This window comes from Ruegeria sp. HKCCD9138 (assembly GCF_057220975.1).
Window position 1 is genome coordinate 32,724 of sequence record NZ_JBWVAZ010000004.1, and the last position, 16,341, is coordinate 49,064.

The 16,341-nt window shown below is 59.0% G+C and carries 13 protein-coding genes; 7 read left to right on the plus strand and 6 right to left on the minus strand.

The features are described from left to right. Positions 1–115: 115 nt before the first annotated feature. Both AC2TEL_RS08180 and pepN read right to left on the minus strand, forming a co-directional pair. Positions 116–556 carry a hypothetical protein gene (locus tag AC2TEL_RS08180; protein ID WP_480903129.1) on the minus strand — a complete coding sequence of 147 codons (441 nt, stop codon included), beginning with the start codon at positions 554–556 and terminating at the stop codon, positions 116–118. Next, positions 553–3,105: an aminopeptidase N gene (gene pepN, locus AC2TEL_RS08185; RefSeq protein WP_480903131.1), complete on the minus strand. Its 2,553-nt coding sequence runs from the start codon at positions 3,103–3,105 to the stop codon at positions 553–555. The genes AC2TEL_RS08180 and pepN overlap by 4 nt, the downstream gene beginning before the upstream one ends. Before the next feature lie 221 nt (positions 3,106–3,326). Here pepN and AC2TEL_RS08190 point away from each other — a divergent pair, with 221 nt between their 5' ends. Both AC2TEL_RS08190 and AC2TEL_RS08195 read left to right on the plus strand, forming a co-directional pair. Next, the gene (locus tag AC2TEL_RS08190) at positions 3,327–5,462 is read left to right on the plus strand and encodes a malate synthase G (protein WP_480903133.1); all 2,136 of its coding nucleotides are present in this window, start codon (positions 3,327–3,329) and stop codon (positions 5,460–5,462) included. A 67-nt stretch (positions 5,463–5,529) separates the two neighbouring features. Next, on the plus strand, positions 5,530–5,955 hold the full coding sequence (locus AC2TEL_RS08195) for a GlcG/HbpS family heme-binding protein (protein ID WP_480903135.1): 426 nt from the start codon (positions 5,530–5,532) through the stop codon (positions 5,953–5,955). 5 nt (positions 5,956–5,960) lie between these two features. On the opposite strand, the gene AC2TEL_RS08200 is transcribed toward AC2TEL_RS08195, so the two are convergent. Continuing rightward, complete coding sequence (locus tag AC2TEL_RS08200; protein ID WP_480903137.1) at positions 5,961–6,914, minus strand: phosphatase PAP2 family protein; 954 nt, start codon at positions 6,912–6,914, stop codon at positions 5,961–5,963. 175 nt (positions 6,915–7,089) lie between these two features. On the opposite strand from AC2TEL_RS08200, the gene AC2TEL_RS08205 reads away from it, so the two are divergent. Next, a complete protein-coding gene (locus AC2TEL_RS08205) occupies positions 7,090–7,869 on the plus strand; it encodes a gamma-glutamyl-gamma-aminobutyrate hydrolase family protein (RefSeq protein WP_480843566.1) in 780 nt (259 codons plus the stop codon). 46 nt (positions 7,870–7,915) lie between these two features. On the opposite strand, the gene AC2TEL_RS08210 is transcribed toward AC2TEL_RS08205, so the two are convergent. Both AC2TEL_RS08210 and AC2TEL_RS08215 read right to left on the minus strand, forming a co-directional pair. Further along, complete coding sequence (locus AC2TEL_RS08210; RefSeq protein WP_480903139.1) at positions 7,916–10,156, minus strand: xanthine dehydrogenase family protein molybdopterin-binding subunit; 2,241 nt, start codon at positions 10,154–10,156, stop codon at positions 7,916–7,918. A 3-nt stretch (positions 10,157–10,159) separates the two neighbouring features. Next, positions 10,160–10,624: a (2Fe-2S)-binding protein gene (locus AC2TEL_RS08215; protein WP_480843561.1), complete on the minus strand. Its 465-nt coding sequence runs from the start codon at positions 10,622–10,624 to the stop codon at positions 10,160–10,162. A gap of 99 nt (positions 10,625–10,723) precedes the next feature. On the opposite strand from AC2TEL_RS08215, the gene AC2TEL_RS08220 reads away from it, so the two are divergent. After that, entirely contained in the window at positions 10,724–11,302 is a 579-nt protein-coding gene (locus AC2TEL_RS08220) for a TetR/AcrR family transcriptional regulator (RefSeq protein WP_480903141.1), read from the plus strand. Here AC2TEL_RS08220 and kynU read toward each other — a convergent pair. After that, a complete protein-coding gene (kynU, locus tag AC2TEL_RS08225; RefSeq protein ID WP_480903143.1) occupies positions 11,295–12,488 on the minus strand; it encodes a kynureninase in 1,194 nt (397 codons plus the stop codon). The two genes, AC2TEL_RS08220 and kynU, sit on opposite strands and share 8 nt — an antisense overlap. A gap of 194 nt (positions 12,489–12,682) precedes the next feature. On the opposite strand from kynU, the gene AC2TEL_RS08230 reads away from it, so the two are divergent. The 3 genes from AC2TEL_RS08230 to AC2TEL_RS08240 all read left to right on the plus strand — a co-directional run bounded on the left by AC2TEL_RS08230 (position 12,683) and on the right by AC2TEL_RS08240 (position 16,303). Next, positions 12,683–13,132: a methyltransferase family protein gene (locus tag AC2TEL_RS08230; protein WP_480843556.1), complete on the plus strand. Its 450-nt coding sequence runs from the start codon at positions 12,683–12,685 to the stop codon at positions 13,130–13,132. A 131-nt stretch (positions 13,133–13,263) separates the two neighbouring features. Then, positions 13,264–14,835, plus strand: coding sequence for a Re/Si-specific NAD(P)(+) transhydrogenase subunit alpha (locus AC2TEL_RS08235; RefSeq protein ID WP_480903144.1), 1,572 nt, complete (start codon positions 13,264–13,266; stop codon positions 14,833–14,835). Positions 14,836–14,848: 13 nt separating this feature from the next. Continuing rightward, positions 14,849–16,303, plus strand: coding sequence for an NAD(P)(+) transhydrogenase (Re/Si-specific) subunit beta (locus tag AC2TEL_RS08240; RefSeq protein WP_480903146.1), 1,455 nt, complete (start codon positions 14,849–14,851; stop codon positions 16,301–16,303). Positions 16,304–16,341: the final 38 nt, after the last annotated feature.

Sequence of the window (16,341 nt, forward strand, 5' to 3'; positions counted from 1 at the left end):
ACTCGAACAAAAAATTACAACGGGTCGAGCTTGGTAAGAATTCGTGGAAAATTCAAGAAATGCTGCAAATTCCTTCTGACTTGAGAACAAACTGGTGCATTTATGGCTGATCGTTTCAAAAAACCCGGAAATGGTGACGCTCCACAGCGAAACCTGCTTGCTGCAGGATGTCCTCAAACTGTCTGTGTGGTGGCAGCGACTCGTCCGGCAATCTCACACGTTTGCCGGACCGAAGGATGGCCGAGACACGGACCGAAAAATCCCAGCGGGTATCGAACCTGAACCGCTCGATCTCCTCGAAATCGAGCTCCCCCTGCCGACCGCCCGTGTACCAGTGAATGGTCTTGGGGCCCATTGAAAGGCCGGCGCTGGTGTCTCGCATAACGTCCAAAACGGCGGGCAGAGTCGGCAGTGCAAGCAGCGCCATCAGCCACCAGGCGGCATCCAGCAGGATCACCATTCCAATCAACACCGCGTATACGCAGATCAGGATCACAACCGTTTGTGGTGAGCGATTCCGGCGGATATAGGTGAAAGTGGTCAAATCGTCGGTCATGCGTCCAGAATGCGCGATACCATTTCGGTTGTATCCCGCGACAGATTTGGTGTTTCCGCAATGCGGGTCAGTTGTTCGCGCATCAGCGCCTGCCTGTCTGCGTCATATCGTTTCCACGTCTGGAACGCGCTGCACATCCGGGCGGTGGTCTGCGGGTTCACCGGGTCCAGTCGGATCAGCCAATCCGTCAGCAGCGTATAACCGGCACCGTCGCTGCGGTGGAATCCGGCGTGGTTCATCGCCAGCGATCCCATCAGCGCCCGAAAACGATTTGGGTTCTTCCAATTGAAGTCCGCATGAGTGGTCAGCTCGCGTGCAATTTCAACTGCGGCGTCAGGTTGAGCCATAGACACCTGCAGGGCAAACCATTTGTCCACCACCAGCCGGTCATGCTGCCATTGGTCATAGAACGCGGCCAGTTCCGTTTCGCCCTTGCCCGCGCGCAACAGGCAGGACAGGGAGGTCAGTTGCAAGGTCATGTTGTCCGCTGTGGCAAAGCCCTCGGCCGCCTTTACACCGCCATCCAGCCGCGTCGTCAGCGCTAATGCGGCGCTGCCCAGAGCACGCTTGCCCGACTGTTCGGCGTCGGGGCTGTATGGGGCATCCACGACTGTCTCTCCGTGCAGTCGCGGCAACAGGTCCTGAACATGCTGCGCCGTGGCCTGCCGTAATGTCTCGACCGCGGTCCAGATTGCCATCGGGTCTGGTATTTTGCCTTGCTGATGCAACTCGGCGGCCAGCTCAGATTGCGTCGGAAGGCCCAGCATCAATGCGCGATAAGCCGGGTCGTGGCTGTCATCGCGCAGCACCGCCAGAAGCCCGTCCAGATAATCAGCATTTGGCGCGGTGTCGTTCAGAATCATGCCAATCAACGCATCCTGAGCCAGCGAGCGCCCCGCCTGCCAGCGATTAAACGGATCGGTGTCATGTGCCAGCAGAAACGCGCGCTCTGCGCTGGACTGATCCTGTTCAACTATCACAGGCGCCGAGAATTCCCGCAGGATCGACGGCACAGGTTTGGCTGCGAGGCCGGTGAAGGTGAAACTCTGTTTGTCCTCCGTCAGTTCCAGAATCTCGGTCTCGCGCACTTCATCGCCGTTTGCGCCCAGCAATCCAACCGCCACGGGAATGACCTGAGGCAGCTTGTCCGGCTGTCCCGGTGTCGGCAGCGTTTTCTGGCTTAGGGTCAGCGTATACGTCCCGTCGTCCCAGTTGTCGGCCACGGAGATCCGCGGTGTTCCGGACTGGCTGTACCAGCGTTTGAACTGGCTCAGGTCACGCCCAGTCGTGTCCTCGAACACCTTCAGCCAGTCTTCGATGGTACAAGCCTGCCCGTCATGCCGGTCGAAATAGAGATCCAGCGCGCGCGCATAAGCGTCATCGCCTACCAACCGCTTGAGCATACCGATAACTTCGGCACCTTTTTCATAAACGGTCGAAGTGTAGAAGTTGTTGATTTCCTGAAAGCTCTCGGGCCGGACCGGGTGCGACAAGGGGCCGTTATCCTCGGGGAACTGGCGCGCCCGCAGGTCGATCACGTCGTGAATGCGTTTGACCGGTGCCGAGCGCATGTCCGAGGTGAACTGGGCGTCGCGGTACACTGTCAGCCCTTCTTTCAGGCACAGCTGGAACCAGTCGCGGCAAGTGATGCGGTTGCCGGTCCAGTTGTGGAAATACTCATGCGCGATGATCGCCTCGATCCTTTCGAAATTCGCATCGGTCGAGGTTTCGGGGCTGGCCAGAACCGCGGAAGAGTTGAAGATATTCAAACCCTTGTTCTCCATGGCGCCCATGTTGAAGTCATCCACGGCGACAATATTGAAAACGTCCAGATCATACTCGCGGCCATAGACGTCCTCGTCCCATTTCATCGACTTCTTCAGCGCCTCCATACCGAAGGCGCATTTACCTTCGTCACCGGGGCGAACCCAGAGATTCAGTTCGATTTCACGACCCGATCGTGTCGTGAACCGGTCCGAGTGGGCGACAAGCTCACCAGCGACCAGAGCGAACAGGTAGGCGGGCTTTGGCCATGGATCGCTCCATTCGGCCCAGCCGTCGCCGCTGCCCGTCGGGTTGCCGTTCGAGAGCAGAACCGGCAGATCCCCGTTGATGCGAACTGCAAAGGTGGACATAACATCGGGCCGGTCGGGATAGTATGTGATCTTGCGGAAACCTTCCGCTTCGCACTGCGTGCAATACATACCGTTCGACATGTATAGACCTTCGAGCGCGGTATTGTTCCCGGGGTCAATCTCGACCTCGGCCTCCCAGACAAACGGGCCATCCGGCGCTGCGACCGTCAACCCCTTGTCGGTGACATCGGGGGCAACCTCGATCCCGTTGATTGATGCCCGGATCAGTTTCAGGTCTTCGCCGTGCAGGAAAAACGTCTTGTCCGTGGCTTCGGGATTTGGGCGGAATGCGATGCGCGACGTTACCCGAGTCGCGTTTGGTGCAAGGTCAAACGTCAGATGCACGCTGTCGACCACATAGCCGAAAGGCGTGTAATCCTTGAGGTAAATGGTGGTGGGGGCAGCGTCGCGCATCAGGGGCCTCGCATCGGTTGTTGCTGGCGCGACGTTATGGGCTCTGATCCGGGGCTGCAAGCCGTGCATCAGAGATGCGATGTTTTGCTTTGGGGACGTTCGTATCGCGGATTGACCTAGCGGATTTCCTGCGAACCGGCGCATGCCGAGTTGTCTATTGGAAACTTTCATCCTAATTCAGGTCAGCATACAGTGGCACACAATCGCGGGAGAGGGCGAACATGAGCGGCAGAGAAACCCGGAACGGGCTGCAGATTGCCTGGGAACTGGCGGATTTCATCGAAAACCGGGCCTTGCCGGGTACGGGTATACCGACCGAAGCATTCTGGAGCGGTCTGGCCCGCATGGTTGAAGAGCTTGGGCCGAAGAACCGGGAATTGCTGGCGAAGCGGACCGATATTCAGGGCCGTATCGACGGCTGGCACCTCGCGCGCAAAGGACAAGCGCACGATGCGTCCGCTTACGAGGCTTTTTTGCGCGACATTGGGTATCTGGTCGAGGAAGGAGCGGACTTTCAAATCGAAACCGCTAATGTCGATCCCGAGATTGCCCTGACCCCCGGTCCGCAACTGGTCGTGCCGATCACCAACGCGCGCTTTGCCCTGAATGCAGCCAATGCCCGTTGGGGCAGCCTGTACGATGCGCTTTATGGCACGGATGCGATGGGCGATCTGCCTTCTGGCGGGGGCTACGATGAGATACGCGGTGCCCGCGTTGTTGCATGGGCCAAGTCCTTTCTCGATGAAGCGGTTCCATTGGCTGAAGGCTCGTGGGCTGACGTAACAGGTTTGACTGTCAGGGATGGTGTCTTAACACCCGCCTTGGCAGATACCGGCAAGTTCGTTGGATTCGGTGGCAAAGCCCAAACGCCGGACTTCGTGCTGCTCCGGAATAACGGCCTGCACATTCAGATCATACTGGATCCGTCCAGCAGAATCGGGGCGTCCGACCCGGCGGGCATTGCGGATGTACGACTGGAGGCGGCGTTGTCTTCGATCATGGATTGCGAAGACTCCGTCGCCTGTGTCGATGCCGCCGACAAAGTCGTGGCCTATGCCAGTTGGCTGGGGTTGATGAAGGGCGATCTGACCGAGGAAGTGACCAAGAATGGTACGACCTTCACCCGCAGACTGTCGGATGATCTGAGCTACACATCCGCCGAGGGAGAAACCGCCTCGCTCAAAGGCAGGTCGCTGATGCTGGCGCGGAATGTGGGCCATCTGATGACCAATCCCGCGGTTCTGGATGCCAAGGGCAATGAGATCGGCGAGGGGCTGATGGATGCGCTGTGCACCACCCTGATCGCCATGCATGACCTGAAGCGGGACGGCGGCAACTCGGTCGCAGGATCGGTCTATGTCGTGAAACCCAAGATGCACGGGCCCGAGGAAGTCGCGTTCTCGGTCGAGGTATTCGACATGGTCGAAGACATCCTCGGCCTGCCGCGCAACACCGTGAAGCTGGGCATCATGGATGAGGAGCGCCGGACCTCGGTGAACCTCAAGGAATGCATTCGTGCCGCCAAGTCGCGCGTGGCCTTCATCAACACCGGGTTCCTTGACCGGACGGGGGATGAGATCCATACCTCGATGGAAGCCGGGCCAATGCTGCCCAAGGGCGACATCAAGGACACGCCCTGGATTACATCCTACGAGGATCGCAACGTCGATATCGGTCTGGCCTGCGGTCTGAAAGGCAAGGCGCAGATCGGCAAGGGCATGTGGGCGATGCCGGACCGGATGGGTGAAATGCTGGACGTCAAAATTGGCCACCCTTTGTCGGGCGCAACCTGCGCTTGGGTGCCGTCGCCAACAGCCGCGACACTGCACGCGACGCATTACCACAAGGTTGGCGTCCTAGCGCGGCAGGACGAAATCGCTGCTGGTGGTGCACGCGGCACGCTGGATGATCTGCTGACCATCCCGCTGCTGGGCGGTCGCAATCTTCGTGCCGAGGAAATCACACGCGAGGTTGAAAACAACGCACAGGGCATTTTGGGTTACGTGGTACGCTGGGTCGATCAGGGCGTCGGATGCTCGAAAGTGCCCGACATCAATGATATCGGCCTGATGGAGGATCGCGCGACCTGCCGGATATCGTCACAGGCACTGGCCAACTGGCTGCACCACGATGTGGTCGATGAAGCACAGGTAATGGCAGCGTTAAGGAAGATGGCTGCTGTCGTCGACCGTCAGAATGCAAGCGATCCGGCTTATGTTCTGATGTCGCCTGATTTCAATGGAGTTGCCTTTCAGGCAGCATGCGATCTGGTTTTCAAGGGGCGGGTGCAGCCTTCGGGTTACACCGAACCGGTCCTGCATGCCCGACGGTTGGAATTCAAGGCAATTCGGACGTAGAACACCAAAGGCGGAGGGTGCATGCCCACCGCCCCAATTCGATAATGCAAACGCAAAAGGACACGACATGGCGGTTTCACTGCGCAAGGCCCGGACGATCATCCGCAAAACCCTTGAAAAGGGGCGTGAGATGGAACTGAAACCCCTGTCGGTCGTCGTGCTGGATGCAGGTGGTCATGTCATCGCGTTCGAGCGTGAAGACGGTGCCGCACCTGGCCGGTTCTCGATTGCGCACGGTAAAGCCTATGGTTCGGTCATGCTGGGTATGGCCGGTACGGCGCAAATGCAGCGGGCAGAGGGTCAGGCCTATTTCATGGCGGCGGTGAATGGCGTTTACGGCGGGCAGGTCATCCCGGTTCCGGGTGGAGTGTTGCTGCATGACCGCAAAGGCGCCGTAATCGGAGCCGTAGGTGTGACCGGAGACACTTCGGACAATGATGCCGCCGCAGCTATGGCAGGGATCGAGGCCGCAGGGCTGACAGGCGAGGTCTGAGGGTCTTATTGGTGCTCATCTGCGGGGCGGTCAAACCACGGGCGCGCCGCAATCCATGCCGAAACAGCGAACACCGCAACACCGCCAGCCATGTCCGTCAGGTGATGGCCGCCATGCGACAGAATTGCCGGGATCATGACGACATTCAGGGCGAGTGCCGGCAAGAACAATACCGTGCCGCGCAGATACCAGACGACCAACAATGCCATCACCGTATGATAGGACGGGAAGGCAATGGTGCCGACGATATCCGAAGGCGAAATCACAGTAAGCCCCTGATCGGCCAGCATACGCAAAGTTGAGGCATAAGCGCTGTTGGTAGCCAGGCGAATGGAATCCTCAAGCCCCGCCGGCAGGGAGAAGAATACCGAAGGACCGACGCTGGGCGCCAGCCACCAGATAAACGTAGTCAACAGCAGGCTGATGCTACCGGCCAGCATAACCCGGTCGAGAGGGCCCGAGTATCCTGCCAGGGAGAGAAAGCCAATCATTACAAATAACTGCGGTAAAGAGCTGTGGTAAACGTAACTGAGCGTATACCCGATCCATGGATTGGCTGCGACATGTTCAACAAAGACGGGCCAGGAATAGCCAACCAACGCATCTGCCTGTATGAGCCACTTGTCAAAGGCAAGTTCCGAGATCGGAAACCTCAGATAGATGAGCAGCGTCGTTATTCCGGTAAACCCCAGAAACACACTGTTAGCGATGGCCAGTTTCGCGATCCTAGGCTGGTTTTTGAATCGGCGGATGTAAACTCCGGCCGCAAACAATCCCAGGGTTGGAGCCAGGCTAATGGCAAACGCCCACCATGCTATTGGCTGCGATTTCATGGCGGATAGAACAAAACTCAGCGCAGCCATAAAAACCAGAGTCGCCGCAAGAAAGGCCTCTGGGCGGTTCAGCGTCGCTTGAGGCGTACACCGAACGGACTTATTCGCGCTGGCTGTTACGGTCATTGTAATAACTCGAAAAGCTCTCCTCTTGTCTCATTCCACCAAATTTGGGGCATATCTTTGGCACGGCTGTGCAGATGTTGAGAAATTCACAGAGCAAGCTGCGCCCATGCACTTTGAAAAAACTCGCGAATTTGGCATTAAGGTTCGAGCAGTTAGAGAATTAGGAGAGAATTAGATGGTGCGCCCGATCGTTGGAATAATCGGCAACTCCTATCTGATGAACGATCAGTATCCGACCCACGCGGGCGGTACGATGAATTCGGACGCCATATCCAACGTCTCGGACTGTATCCCATTGCTGATCCCGGCCGATCCGCGTTTTGTTTCGGTAGAGGAACTGCTGGCAGTCTGCGACGGTTTCCTGCTGACAGGCGGGCGCCCGAATGTTCACCCAGAAGAATATGGTGAAGCCGCAACAGCTGCGCACGGCGATTTTGACCGGGCGCGCGATGCGATCACCCTGCCTCTGGTGCGGGCCTGCGCCCAACGTGGCCAGCCCTTTTTCGGGATTTGCCGAGGGTTCCAGGAAGTCAATGTTGCCTTGGGTGGGACCTTGTACCCGGAAATCCGTGACCTGCCGGGGCGGCAGAACCATCGGATGCCGCCAGATGGAACGTTGGAAGAGAAATTCGCCCTGCGCCATGTCGTGTCATTGACGGAAGGAGGGGTTTTCCACGGGTTGTTTGGCGCACGCGAGGTGATGACCAACACCTTGCACGGGCAGGGGATCAAGACGGTTGGGCAGAACATCGTCGTCGACGGGTACGCACCGGACGGCACGCCCGAAGCAATCTACATCAAGGATGCGCCCGGTTTCACTCTATCCGTGCAGTGGCACCCGGAATGGGATGCGGCCAATGACCCCGTGTCCCGCCCCCTGTTCGAAGCTTTTGGCGACGCAGTGCGTTCCTGGAATAGTTGCAAGGGCAAAGCTCAATTGAAGCGATCGGCTTGATCGCGGCAGACGAACCGACCCAACAACGGACCGGTTCGTCAAAACTTCAAACCAGCAAGTTGAACTGCTTGTTCAGTGGCAACACGCGAGCGCGCTCGCCCGTCAGGTCGAACAAGGCGTTTCCAAGCGCGGGCATGGATGGCGGAGTGCCGGGCTCGCCTGCGCCGCCCATATGCTTGTTGGTTTCCAGCACCCGGACCTCGGTCACAGGGGTGGTGTGCATGCGCAGGGCGTCGTAGTCGGGGAAGTTGAATTGCTCGACCTCGCCATCGCTGAACGTGATCTCGCCATGGGCGGCAGCGGACAGACCGTAGATCATGCCGCTGATCATCTGAGCTTCGACCGTGGCCGGATCCAGCGCCAGACCCATGTCGCAAGCAATCCAGGCCTTGTTGATGCGAATAGTGCCATCTTCATCCACTACTTCGATCACCTGCGCGACAGGCGTGCCGAAGCTGTAGGTCAGTGCCACTCCGCGTCCGACACCGTCGGGTGTCTTGCCGGTCCAGCCGGACATTTCCTTTACGGCCTGAAGACAGCCGGCCGACGGGGCATGCTCACTGCTGGCGAGTTCCAGCCGGAACTCCAGCGGGTCTCGACCGGCGGCATGGGCCATCTCGTCCATAAATGTTTCGTGGAAGAACCCGTTATGGCTGTTGCCGACCGAACGCCAGAAGCCAACCGGAACCTGCAGGTCCGCGATGTGGCCGCTGATCCTGTAATTCGGCACGGCATAAGGTTGGTTGAACAACCCCTCGACCAGCACCTTGTCGGGGCCGCCGCCTGCCATTCCGGTCACGCGTTCAACGGCCTGATGTGTGCAGGATTGCGATGCGACCTTGCCATCAATCAGCACGGCCTTGCCATCCTTGACCGCGCCACGCATCCGGGCCATCGCGCCGGGGCGGTAAAAGTCGTGGCGCATGTCTTCTTCGCGGCTCCAGGTGGTCTGGACCGGGTTTCCCGGCATCGCCATGGCGACGTGTGTGGCAATCACGCCAAAGTCGAATTCGCCGCGCCGTCCGAACCCGCCACCGAGGTAGGTGGTGTGCACCTCGACCGCTTCGGTGTCCAGATTTGCGGCCCGGGCGATTTTCATCTGCATGAAGGTCGGCGCCTGGTTGCCGCCCCAGAATTCCAGCCGGTCGCCGGAAAATAGCGCTGTTGCGTTCATCGGCTCCATGGTGGCATGGGCCAGATAAGGAACGGAGTATTCCGCGGTGATTTCAGTTGCCCCATCAGGCAATGCTTCGACGTCGCCATCGTCGCGCATGGTCGAATTGGGTTCGTCGTCAAATGCCTTGGCAATCTGCTCGAACAAGCCATCCGTCTCTGGCGGGTAGGGCGCTTCGCCCCAATCCACGTCGATTGCCTCGACCGCCTGCATGGCCAGCCAGGTGTTGCTGGCAATGACAGCGACACCTGTGCCAAGGTCGACGACCTTTTCCACGCCGGGCATGTTTTCCGCCGCGCTGGCATCGAAACCGTTCATTTGGCCGCCCAGTTTGGGGTTCATGCGGACCGATGCGAATTTTAAGCCCTCGGGCCGAACGTCAATTCCAAATTCGGCCGTGCCCGTCGACTTGCCCGGGATGTCTATGCGCGGCTGGGATTGACCCAACAGACGCCAGTTGGTGGGATCGCGCAGTTCGACCTCGGGCGGCTCGACCTGACCTGCCGCTTCGGCGAGATCCGTGTACGGGATGCGTGTCCCGTCCGGGGCAATCACCGCGCCATTTTCGGTCTTCAATTGCGCGCGGTCCACGCCCAGTTGGTTCGCGGCGGCCTGTTTCAGCGTCTCGCGGGCGGCGGCGCCAGCCATCCTCATCCGCTCGAACCCATCTTTCATCGATGTCGACCCACCGGTGACGTGAAGGCTTAGGACCTTGCCGATCACGCCCAGAGCCTCGGCCAGATTGTGCTGGAAGTCTGTGACGTCATAGCCCTTGTTCGGCAGACCTTCCCCAATCATGGCCGTATTGTAGTAGGCCGCTGCCGCCGGGCCGTGCAGCACGCGGATCTGGTCGAGTTCGACATCCAACTCTTCCGCTATCAGGGCGGCCCAGGTGGTCATCACGCCCTGGCCCATTTCCGCACGCGGCGCGAACAAGGTAACGCCCTGCTGATCAATCAGAACAAAGGGGCTAAGTGCAGTCTCGCCCTTGCCTGGCTTCAGCGGGTTGGCTGCGGGTCGGGTAACGTAATAGGCGCCGAAGGCCACACCGCCCACGATTGCGGCCGATCCGATCAGGAATGTGCGGCGCAGGATTTTTCCGATGCTTGCCATGGCTCAGACCTCCTTCAGCTTGGCTGCGGCGTCGTGAATGGCGGCGCGGATGCGGGGATAGGTACCGCAGCGGCACAGATTGCCCTGCATCGCTTCATCGATATCGGCATCGGTCGGGGTCGGGTTAGTCGACAGCAAGGCAGCTGCCTGCATGATCTGACCAGACTGGCAGTAGCCACATTGCGCGACCTGGTTGTCGACCCAGGCCTGTTGGATCGTTGCCATTGCGTCTGGCGTACCCAGCCCTTCGATTGTCGTCACGTCGCCCCAGACATCTGACAGCGCCACCTGACACGAGCGCACGGCCTCGCCATCAATGTGAACGGTGCAAGACCCGCAGGCGGCAACGCCGCAGCCGAATTTGGTCCCTGTCAGGCCGACCTCGTCGCGCAGGACCCACAATAAGGGAACATCATCAGGCAGATCGACCTGATGGGTTTTTCCGTTGATCGATAGGGTGGTCGCCATGGCGCACCTCTCTTGGCTGTGGCTGGTTTCTGACATAATTAATGCAAAGTGTCAGGTTGTCAATTGACAAAAATAACAAAAACTGTCAGGGGTTCAGATATGACAAATGCTAGCGAAGATCCCAGGCAGGCCGCGATTCTGAATTCGGCATTTCAAGCCTTTGCGACCTATGGTTTTCGAAAAACCTCTATGGATGACATTGCCAAGGGGGCCGGGATGTCTCGGCCTGCTGTGTATCTGCATTACAAGAACAAAGAGGCGATCGTTCGCGAACTGACCCGGCTGTATTACGAACAAAAGACCGCTTTGGTGGCGCAGGCTCTCACCGGTGATGGAACCGTACCGGGTATTCTGGCCCGGGCGATTCAGGCGCAATCCGAAGGGATGGCAGAAATCCTTGCCTCGCCCCACGGGCTTGAAATGCTGGACACCACCAAATCCATGTCTACCGACATTGTTCAGGACGGAGAGGGCAAACTGACACGCCTTTATGCGGACTGGCTGCGGCGCGAAGATGCCGCAGGTCGCGTACATCTCCCTGTCGGGCCGGATGAAACCGCCGGCACGATTACCGCGGCCCTGAAGGGCATCAAGATGACCGCCTCAGGCGCCGAAGAGTTCGAACAGAGGATTTCTCAACTGGCAGCGCTGCTTGGTGCCGGGTTGGAGCTCAGGTAACACGCTGTCGGATCTTGTATTCCGGTTTGTCCCATAACTTGTTGCCGATGATGTCAGCCAGAATCTCAACGGCCTGTTTCACGTCGCTTTCGTCGATATAGAGCGGTGTGAACCCGAACCGCATTATATCGGGCGCGCGGAAGTCTCCGATCACGCCGCGCTCGATCAGAGCCTGCATGGCGGCGTATCCTTCTGCAAAGCGGAATGAAATCTGGCTGCCGCGCTGGTGAGGGTCGCGCGGGCTGGCCAGTTCCAATTCGGGGCAGGAGGCTTCTACACCCGTGACGAACAGTTCGGTCAATTCGATGGATTTGGCCCTCACGTCGGCCATGTCGGCCATATCCCAGATGTCCATCGCAGAAGACAACGCCGTCATTTGGATCACCGGTGGGGTGCCGACCCGCATCCGTTCGATCCCGGCGCCGGGTCGGTAATCAAGGTCAAAAGCAAAGGGCGCTTCGTGCCCCAGCCAACCGGATAGCGCCGGACGCACCCGCTCGGACAGGCGCGGCGCTACATAGATGAACGCTGGCGCGCCAGGACCTCCGTTGAGGTACTTATATGTACAACCGACGGCAAAATCCGCGTTGCATCCGGACAGGTTCACAGGAATTGCACCGGCCGAGTGTGCCAGGTCCCAAACCGTCACCACGCCATTGGCATGGGCCAGTTCGGTCAGCGCTTTCATGTCATGCATGCGCCCGGTGCGGTAATCGACTTCGGTCAGCATCAGAACGGCGACCTCTTCAGTGACGTGCGAGGCGACTTCCTCCGGCTCGACCACGCGCAACTCGTAGTCAGCCCCCAGCGACCGCAGCAACCCATCAGCCATATAGAGATCAGAAGGGAAGTTGCCATTGTCTGACAAGACCACCTTGCGTTCCGGATTAAGTTCCAGCGCCGAGGCTACGGCCTGATAGACCTTGATCGACAGAGTATCGCCAACAACAACACTTCCCGGCTCGGCCCCGATCAACCGGCCGATCTGGTCGCCAAGACCGGTCGGCAGAGCCATCCATCCGGCCTTGTTCCACCCGGTGATCAGCATCTCTCCCCATTCAAGGCTCAGCATCTCCTGAACTCTTGCGTCCGTTGCCTTGGGAAGAGGGCCCAGAGAATTCCCGTCCAGGTAAATCATGCCTTCAGGCAGGTGGAACATTGCCTTGGTTTTGCTGAAATCGGTCATGGAGTCTCGTGCGTTTGTATGGACAGGTTGGAATTCTCACTGGCGTATCTGATCCTTCCGGGCCTGTCCATCTATGTACCGGCCGCTGATCGCACGGGCTGCGACACCCTGAGCTTTTGCCTTCGCACCCAGAAAGCGGTAGGACATGACACGAAAGCGACATGCTTTTCGAGATGTTGCGACAGGAGGAAGACATGCGCAGGATCGATATCCCGCCCGTCTGGCTGATCGGCTTTGCGCTAATTGCCTGGTTGCAGGGTCGAATGCTGCCGTTTGGACTATCGCTGAAAGGCGCCGTAACCGACTTGCTCAGCGGCTTGCTGATTGGTGCCGGGATCGTTTTGGCAATTATGGCGATTGTCGAGTTCCGGCGGCACCGCACAACCGTGATCCCGCACGAAACGCCTTCGGCCATGGTACAGTCAGGGATTTACAAGCGCAGTCGCAACCCAATCTACCTCGGCGATGTGTTGATCCTGGCCGGGCTCATCCTGCGCTTTGATGCGGTGCTGTCGCTGGTTCTGATACCCGTATTCGTCTGGGTGTTGGAGCGCCGTTTTATCGTACCGGAAGAAGACCGGTTACGCCGAACCTTCCGGGCGGATTTTGCCCGGTACGAACGCCAAACACGTCGATGGATCTGAGGCTGTGAGATTTTTGACACAACGTAAAAATTGCTGCGCTTGCGAAACAATCTTTCGCGAGATAAATCAAGTCTTGGCGAAGAATTCAAACCACCTGCGCGAACAGACCGAAAATTAGGGGGACTGCACCGTTGAAGATAGGCACACCGAAGGAGATTTTTGACGGGGAGAACCGGGTGGCGATGACACCGGACTCGGCGCGTCAATTGCAAAAACTGGGCTATGATTGCCTGATGGAAAAGGGCGCCGGTGCGGCGGCTGGGTTTTCGGACGCAGCGTATAAGGAAGCCGGTGTCGAGGTTGTAAAAACCGCGGCGGCCCTGTGGAAGGCGGCTGATATCATCGCCAAGGTGCGCCAACCCAACGAAACCGAACTGAAGCGTCTGACCAAGGGCAAGACGCTGATCTCGTTCTTCAATCCGGCCGGGAATGAAGAGGGGATGGAACTGGCCAAATCCAAGGGCGCAAACGTGATCGCCATGGAGATGGTGCCGCGTATTTCCCGTGCGCAGAAGATGGACGCTCTGTCTTCGATGGCGAATATCGCCGGTTACCGTGCGGTGATCGAAGCGGGCAATAACTTTGGGCGCTTCTTCACCGGTCAGGTAACGGCAGCCGGTAAGGTGCCGCCTGCCAAGGTGCTGATCGTTGGCGCCGGTGTGGCGGGCCTGGCGGCGATCGGGACCTCGACCTCGCTGGGCGCGATTACCTACGCCTTCGATGTGCGCCCCGAAGTGGCCGAGCAGGTCGAATCCATGGGCGCTGAGTTCGTCTATCTGGACTTCGAAGAAGAACAGCAGGACGGCGCGGCCACGGGCGGCTATGCCTCGGTCCAGTCGGAAGAGTTCCGTAACGCCCAACTGGCCAAGTTCCGCGAGCTTGCTCCGGAAATGGACATCGTGATCACCACCGCCCTGATCCCCAATCGCCCGGCGCCCAAGCTGTGGCTTGAGGATATGGTCAAGGCGATGAAGCCGGGCTCGGTCATCGTTGACCTCGCTGCCGAACGGGGCGGCAACGTCGAGGGCACCGTGCCGGACGAAAAGGTCGTGACCCCGAATGGGGTGACCATCGTCGGCTATACCGATTTCCCAAGCCGGATGGCGGCGCAGTCGTCGTCGCTCTATGCCACCAACATCCGCCATATGATGACGGACCTGACGCCTGAAAAGGATGGCAAGGTCAATCATGACATGGAAGACGATGTGATCCGTGGTTCGACCGTGACATACGATGGCGAGATCACCTTCCCGCCGCCGCCGCCCAAGGTGCAGGCGATTGCGACGCAGAAAAAGCCCGAGGTCAAGGAACTGACCGCGGAAGAGAAGAAGGCGCAGGAGCTTGCTGCCTTCAAGGCACAGACCAAACAGCAGTTCACCTTGTTGGGGGTCGGCGGTGCACTGATGCTGTTGGTGGGGCTGGTGGCTCCGGCCAGCTTCATGCAGCACTTCATCGTCTTCGTGCTGGCCATTTTTGTGGGCTTCCAGGTGATCTGGAACGTCTCGCACAGCTTGCACACTCCGCTGATGGCGATCACCAACGCGATCTCGTCGATCATTATCGTTGGGGCCTTGATGCAGATTGGGTCGGGGTCGTTCCTGGTTATTCTGCTGGCGGCACTGTCCGTGTTCATGGCCGGGATCAACATCTTCGGAGGCTTCCTCGTAACCCGGCGCATGCTTGCCATGTTCCAGAAATCTTAAGGAGGCCGGGCACATGGAATTTGGCTTCACTACTGCCGCCTATGTCGTTGCGGCTGTCCTTTTCATCCTTTCACTCGGCGGTCTGTCGAACCAGGAAAGCGCCAAGCGCGCGGTCTGGTACGGCATCGTCGGTATGGCGCTGGCGGTCTTTGCCACGCTGGTTGGCCCTGGTGCGGGGCGGTGGCTGTTGTCGCTGCTGTTGATCGCTGGCGGTGGCATGATCGGTCAATATGTGGCGCAGCGCGTTCAGATGACCGAGATGCCGCAGCTTGTGGCCGCGATGCACTCGCTTGTTGGTCTGGCGGCTGTGTTCGTCGGCTTCAATGCGCATTTTGAAGTTCTGAACGTCGCCGAAGTGATGGCGGTCTCGGACGCATCGAAAGAAGTGCTTTACACCGGTCTCGGAGGGTTTGCCCAACTGATCGCCAAGAAAACCCCGGCGGAACTGTCGATCCTGCATGTGGAACTGTTCCTGGGCGTCTTTATCGGTGCCATCACATTTACCGGTTCGGTCGTGGCCTATGGCAAGCTGGCTGGCAAGGTGACATCTGCGGCAACCAAACTGCCCGGTGGCCATGCGCTGAACGCGGCAGCGGCCGGATTGTCGCTGATCTGCCTGATCTGGTACACCGCCTCGGGCTTCTTCTTCCCGCTGTTCCTGATGACGCTGGCGGCGCTGTTCATCGGCTATCACCTGATCATGGGCATCGGCGGCGCCGACATGCCGGTGGTTGTGTCGATGCTGAACAGCTACTCGGGCTGGGCGGCGGCTGCCATCGGCTTCTCGCTGGGCAACGACCTGCTGATCGTTGTGGGCGCACTGGTCGGCTCGTCGGGTGCGATCCTGTCCTACATCATGTGCAAGGCGATGAACCGCCACTTTGTCAGCGTGATCCTGGGCGGCTTTGGTGGCCCGCAAGGTGAACAGATGGCTGTTGAAGGTGAGCAGGTGGCCATCGACGCCGATGGCGTGGCCGCAGCCCTGAATGACGCCGACAGCATTATCATCATCCCGGGCTACGGAATGGCTGTGGCGCAGGCACAGCAGTCGGTCTCCGAACTGGTGCGCAAATTGCGTGCCAAGGGCAAAGAGGTGCGCTTTGCGATCCACCCCGTTGCGGGTCGTCTGCCCGGCCATATGAACGTTCTGTTGGCCGAGGCGAAAGTGCCCTACGACATCGTTCTGGAAATGGACGAGATCAACGAGGATTTCCCGGACACGGATGTGGCCATCGTCATCGGCTCGAACGACATCGTGAACCCGGCCGCACAGGAAGACCCCAACAGCCCCATCGCCGGCATGCCGGTTCTGGAATGCTGGAAGGCCAAGCAGGTGTTCGTGTCCAAGCGCGGTCAGGGCACCGGGTATTCGGGCATCGAAAACCCGCTGTTCTTCAAGGAAAACACACGCATGTTCTATGGCGATGCAAAGCAGTCGCTCGACAAACTGCTGCCGATGATCGACTGATCAGGCCAGATATCACGACAAAAGGCGCCCCACCCGGG

What these genes read in the sequence shown, in the direction of transcription:
- AC2TEL_RS08180 (WP_480903129.1), bottom strand. Translation starts at nt 556, where the DNA reads ATGACCGACGATTTGACCACTTTCACCTATATCCGCCGGAATCGCTCA.
- pepN (WP_480903131.1), bottom strand. Translation starts at nt 3,105, where the DNA reads ATGCGCGACGCTGCCCCCACCACCATTTACCTCAAGGATTACACGCCT.
- AC2TEL_RS08190 (WP_480903133.1), top strand. Translation starts at nt 3,327, where the DNA reads ATGAGCGGCAGAGAAACCCGGAACGGGCTGCAGATTGCCTGGGAACTG.
- AC2TEL_RS08195 (WP_480903135.1), top strand. Translation starts at nt 5,530, where the DNA reads ATGGCGGTTTCACTGCGCAAGGCCCGGACGATCATCCGCAAAACCCTT.
- AC2TEL_RS08200 (WP_480903137.1), bottom strand. Translation starts at nt 6,914, where the DNA reads ATGACCGTAACAGCCAGCGCGAATAAGTCCGTTCGGTGTACGCCTCAA.
- AC2TEL_RS08205 (WP_480843566.1), top strand. Translation starts at nt 7,090, where the DNA reads ATGGTGCGCCCGATCGTTGGAATAATCGGCAACTCCTATCTGATGAAC.
- AC2TEL_RS08210 (WP_480903139.1), bottom strand. Translation starts at nt 10,156, where the DNA reads ATGGCAAGCATCGGAAAAATCCTGCGCCGCACATTCCTGATCGGATCG.
- AC2TEL_RS08215 (WP_480843561.1), bottom strand. Translation starts at nt 10,624, where the DNA reads ATGGCGACCACCCTATCGATCAACGGAAAAACCCATCAGGTCGATCTG.
- AC2TEL_RS08220 (WP_480903141.1), top strand. Translation starts at nt 10,724, where the DNA reads ATGACAAATGCTAGCGAAGATCCCAGGCAGGCCGCGATTCTGAATTCG.
- kynU (WP_480903143.1), bottom strand. Translation starts at nt 12,488, where the DNA reads ATGACCGATTTCAGCAAAACCAAGGCAATGTTCCACCTGCCTGAAGGC.
- AC2TEL_RS08230 (WP_480843556.1), top strand. Translation starts at nt 12,683, where the DNA reads ATGCGCAGGATCGATATCCCGCCCGTCTGGCTGATCGGCTTTGCGCTA.
- AC2TEL_RS08240 (WP_480903146.1), top strand. Translation starts at nt 14,849, where the DNA reads ATGGAATTTGGCTTCACTACTGCCGCCTATGTCGTTGCGGCTGTCCTT.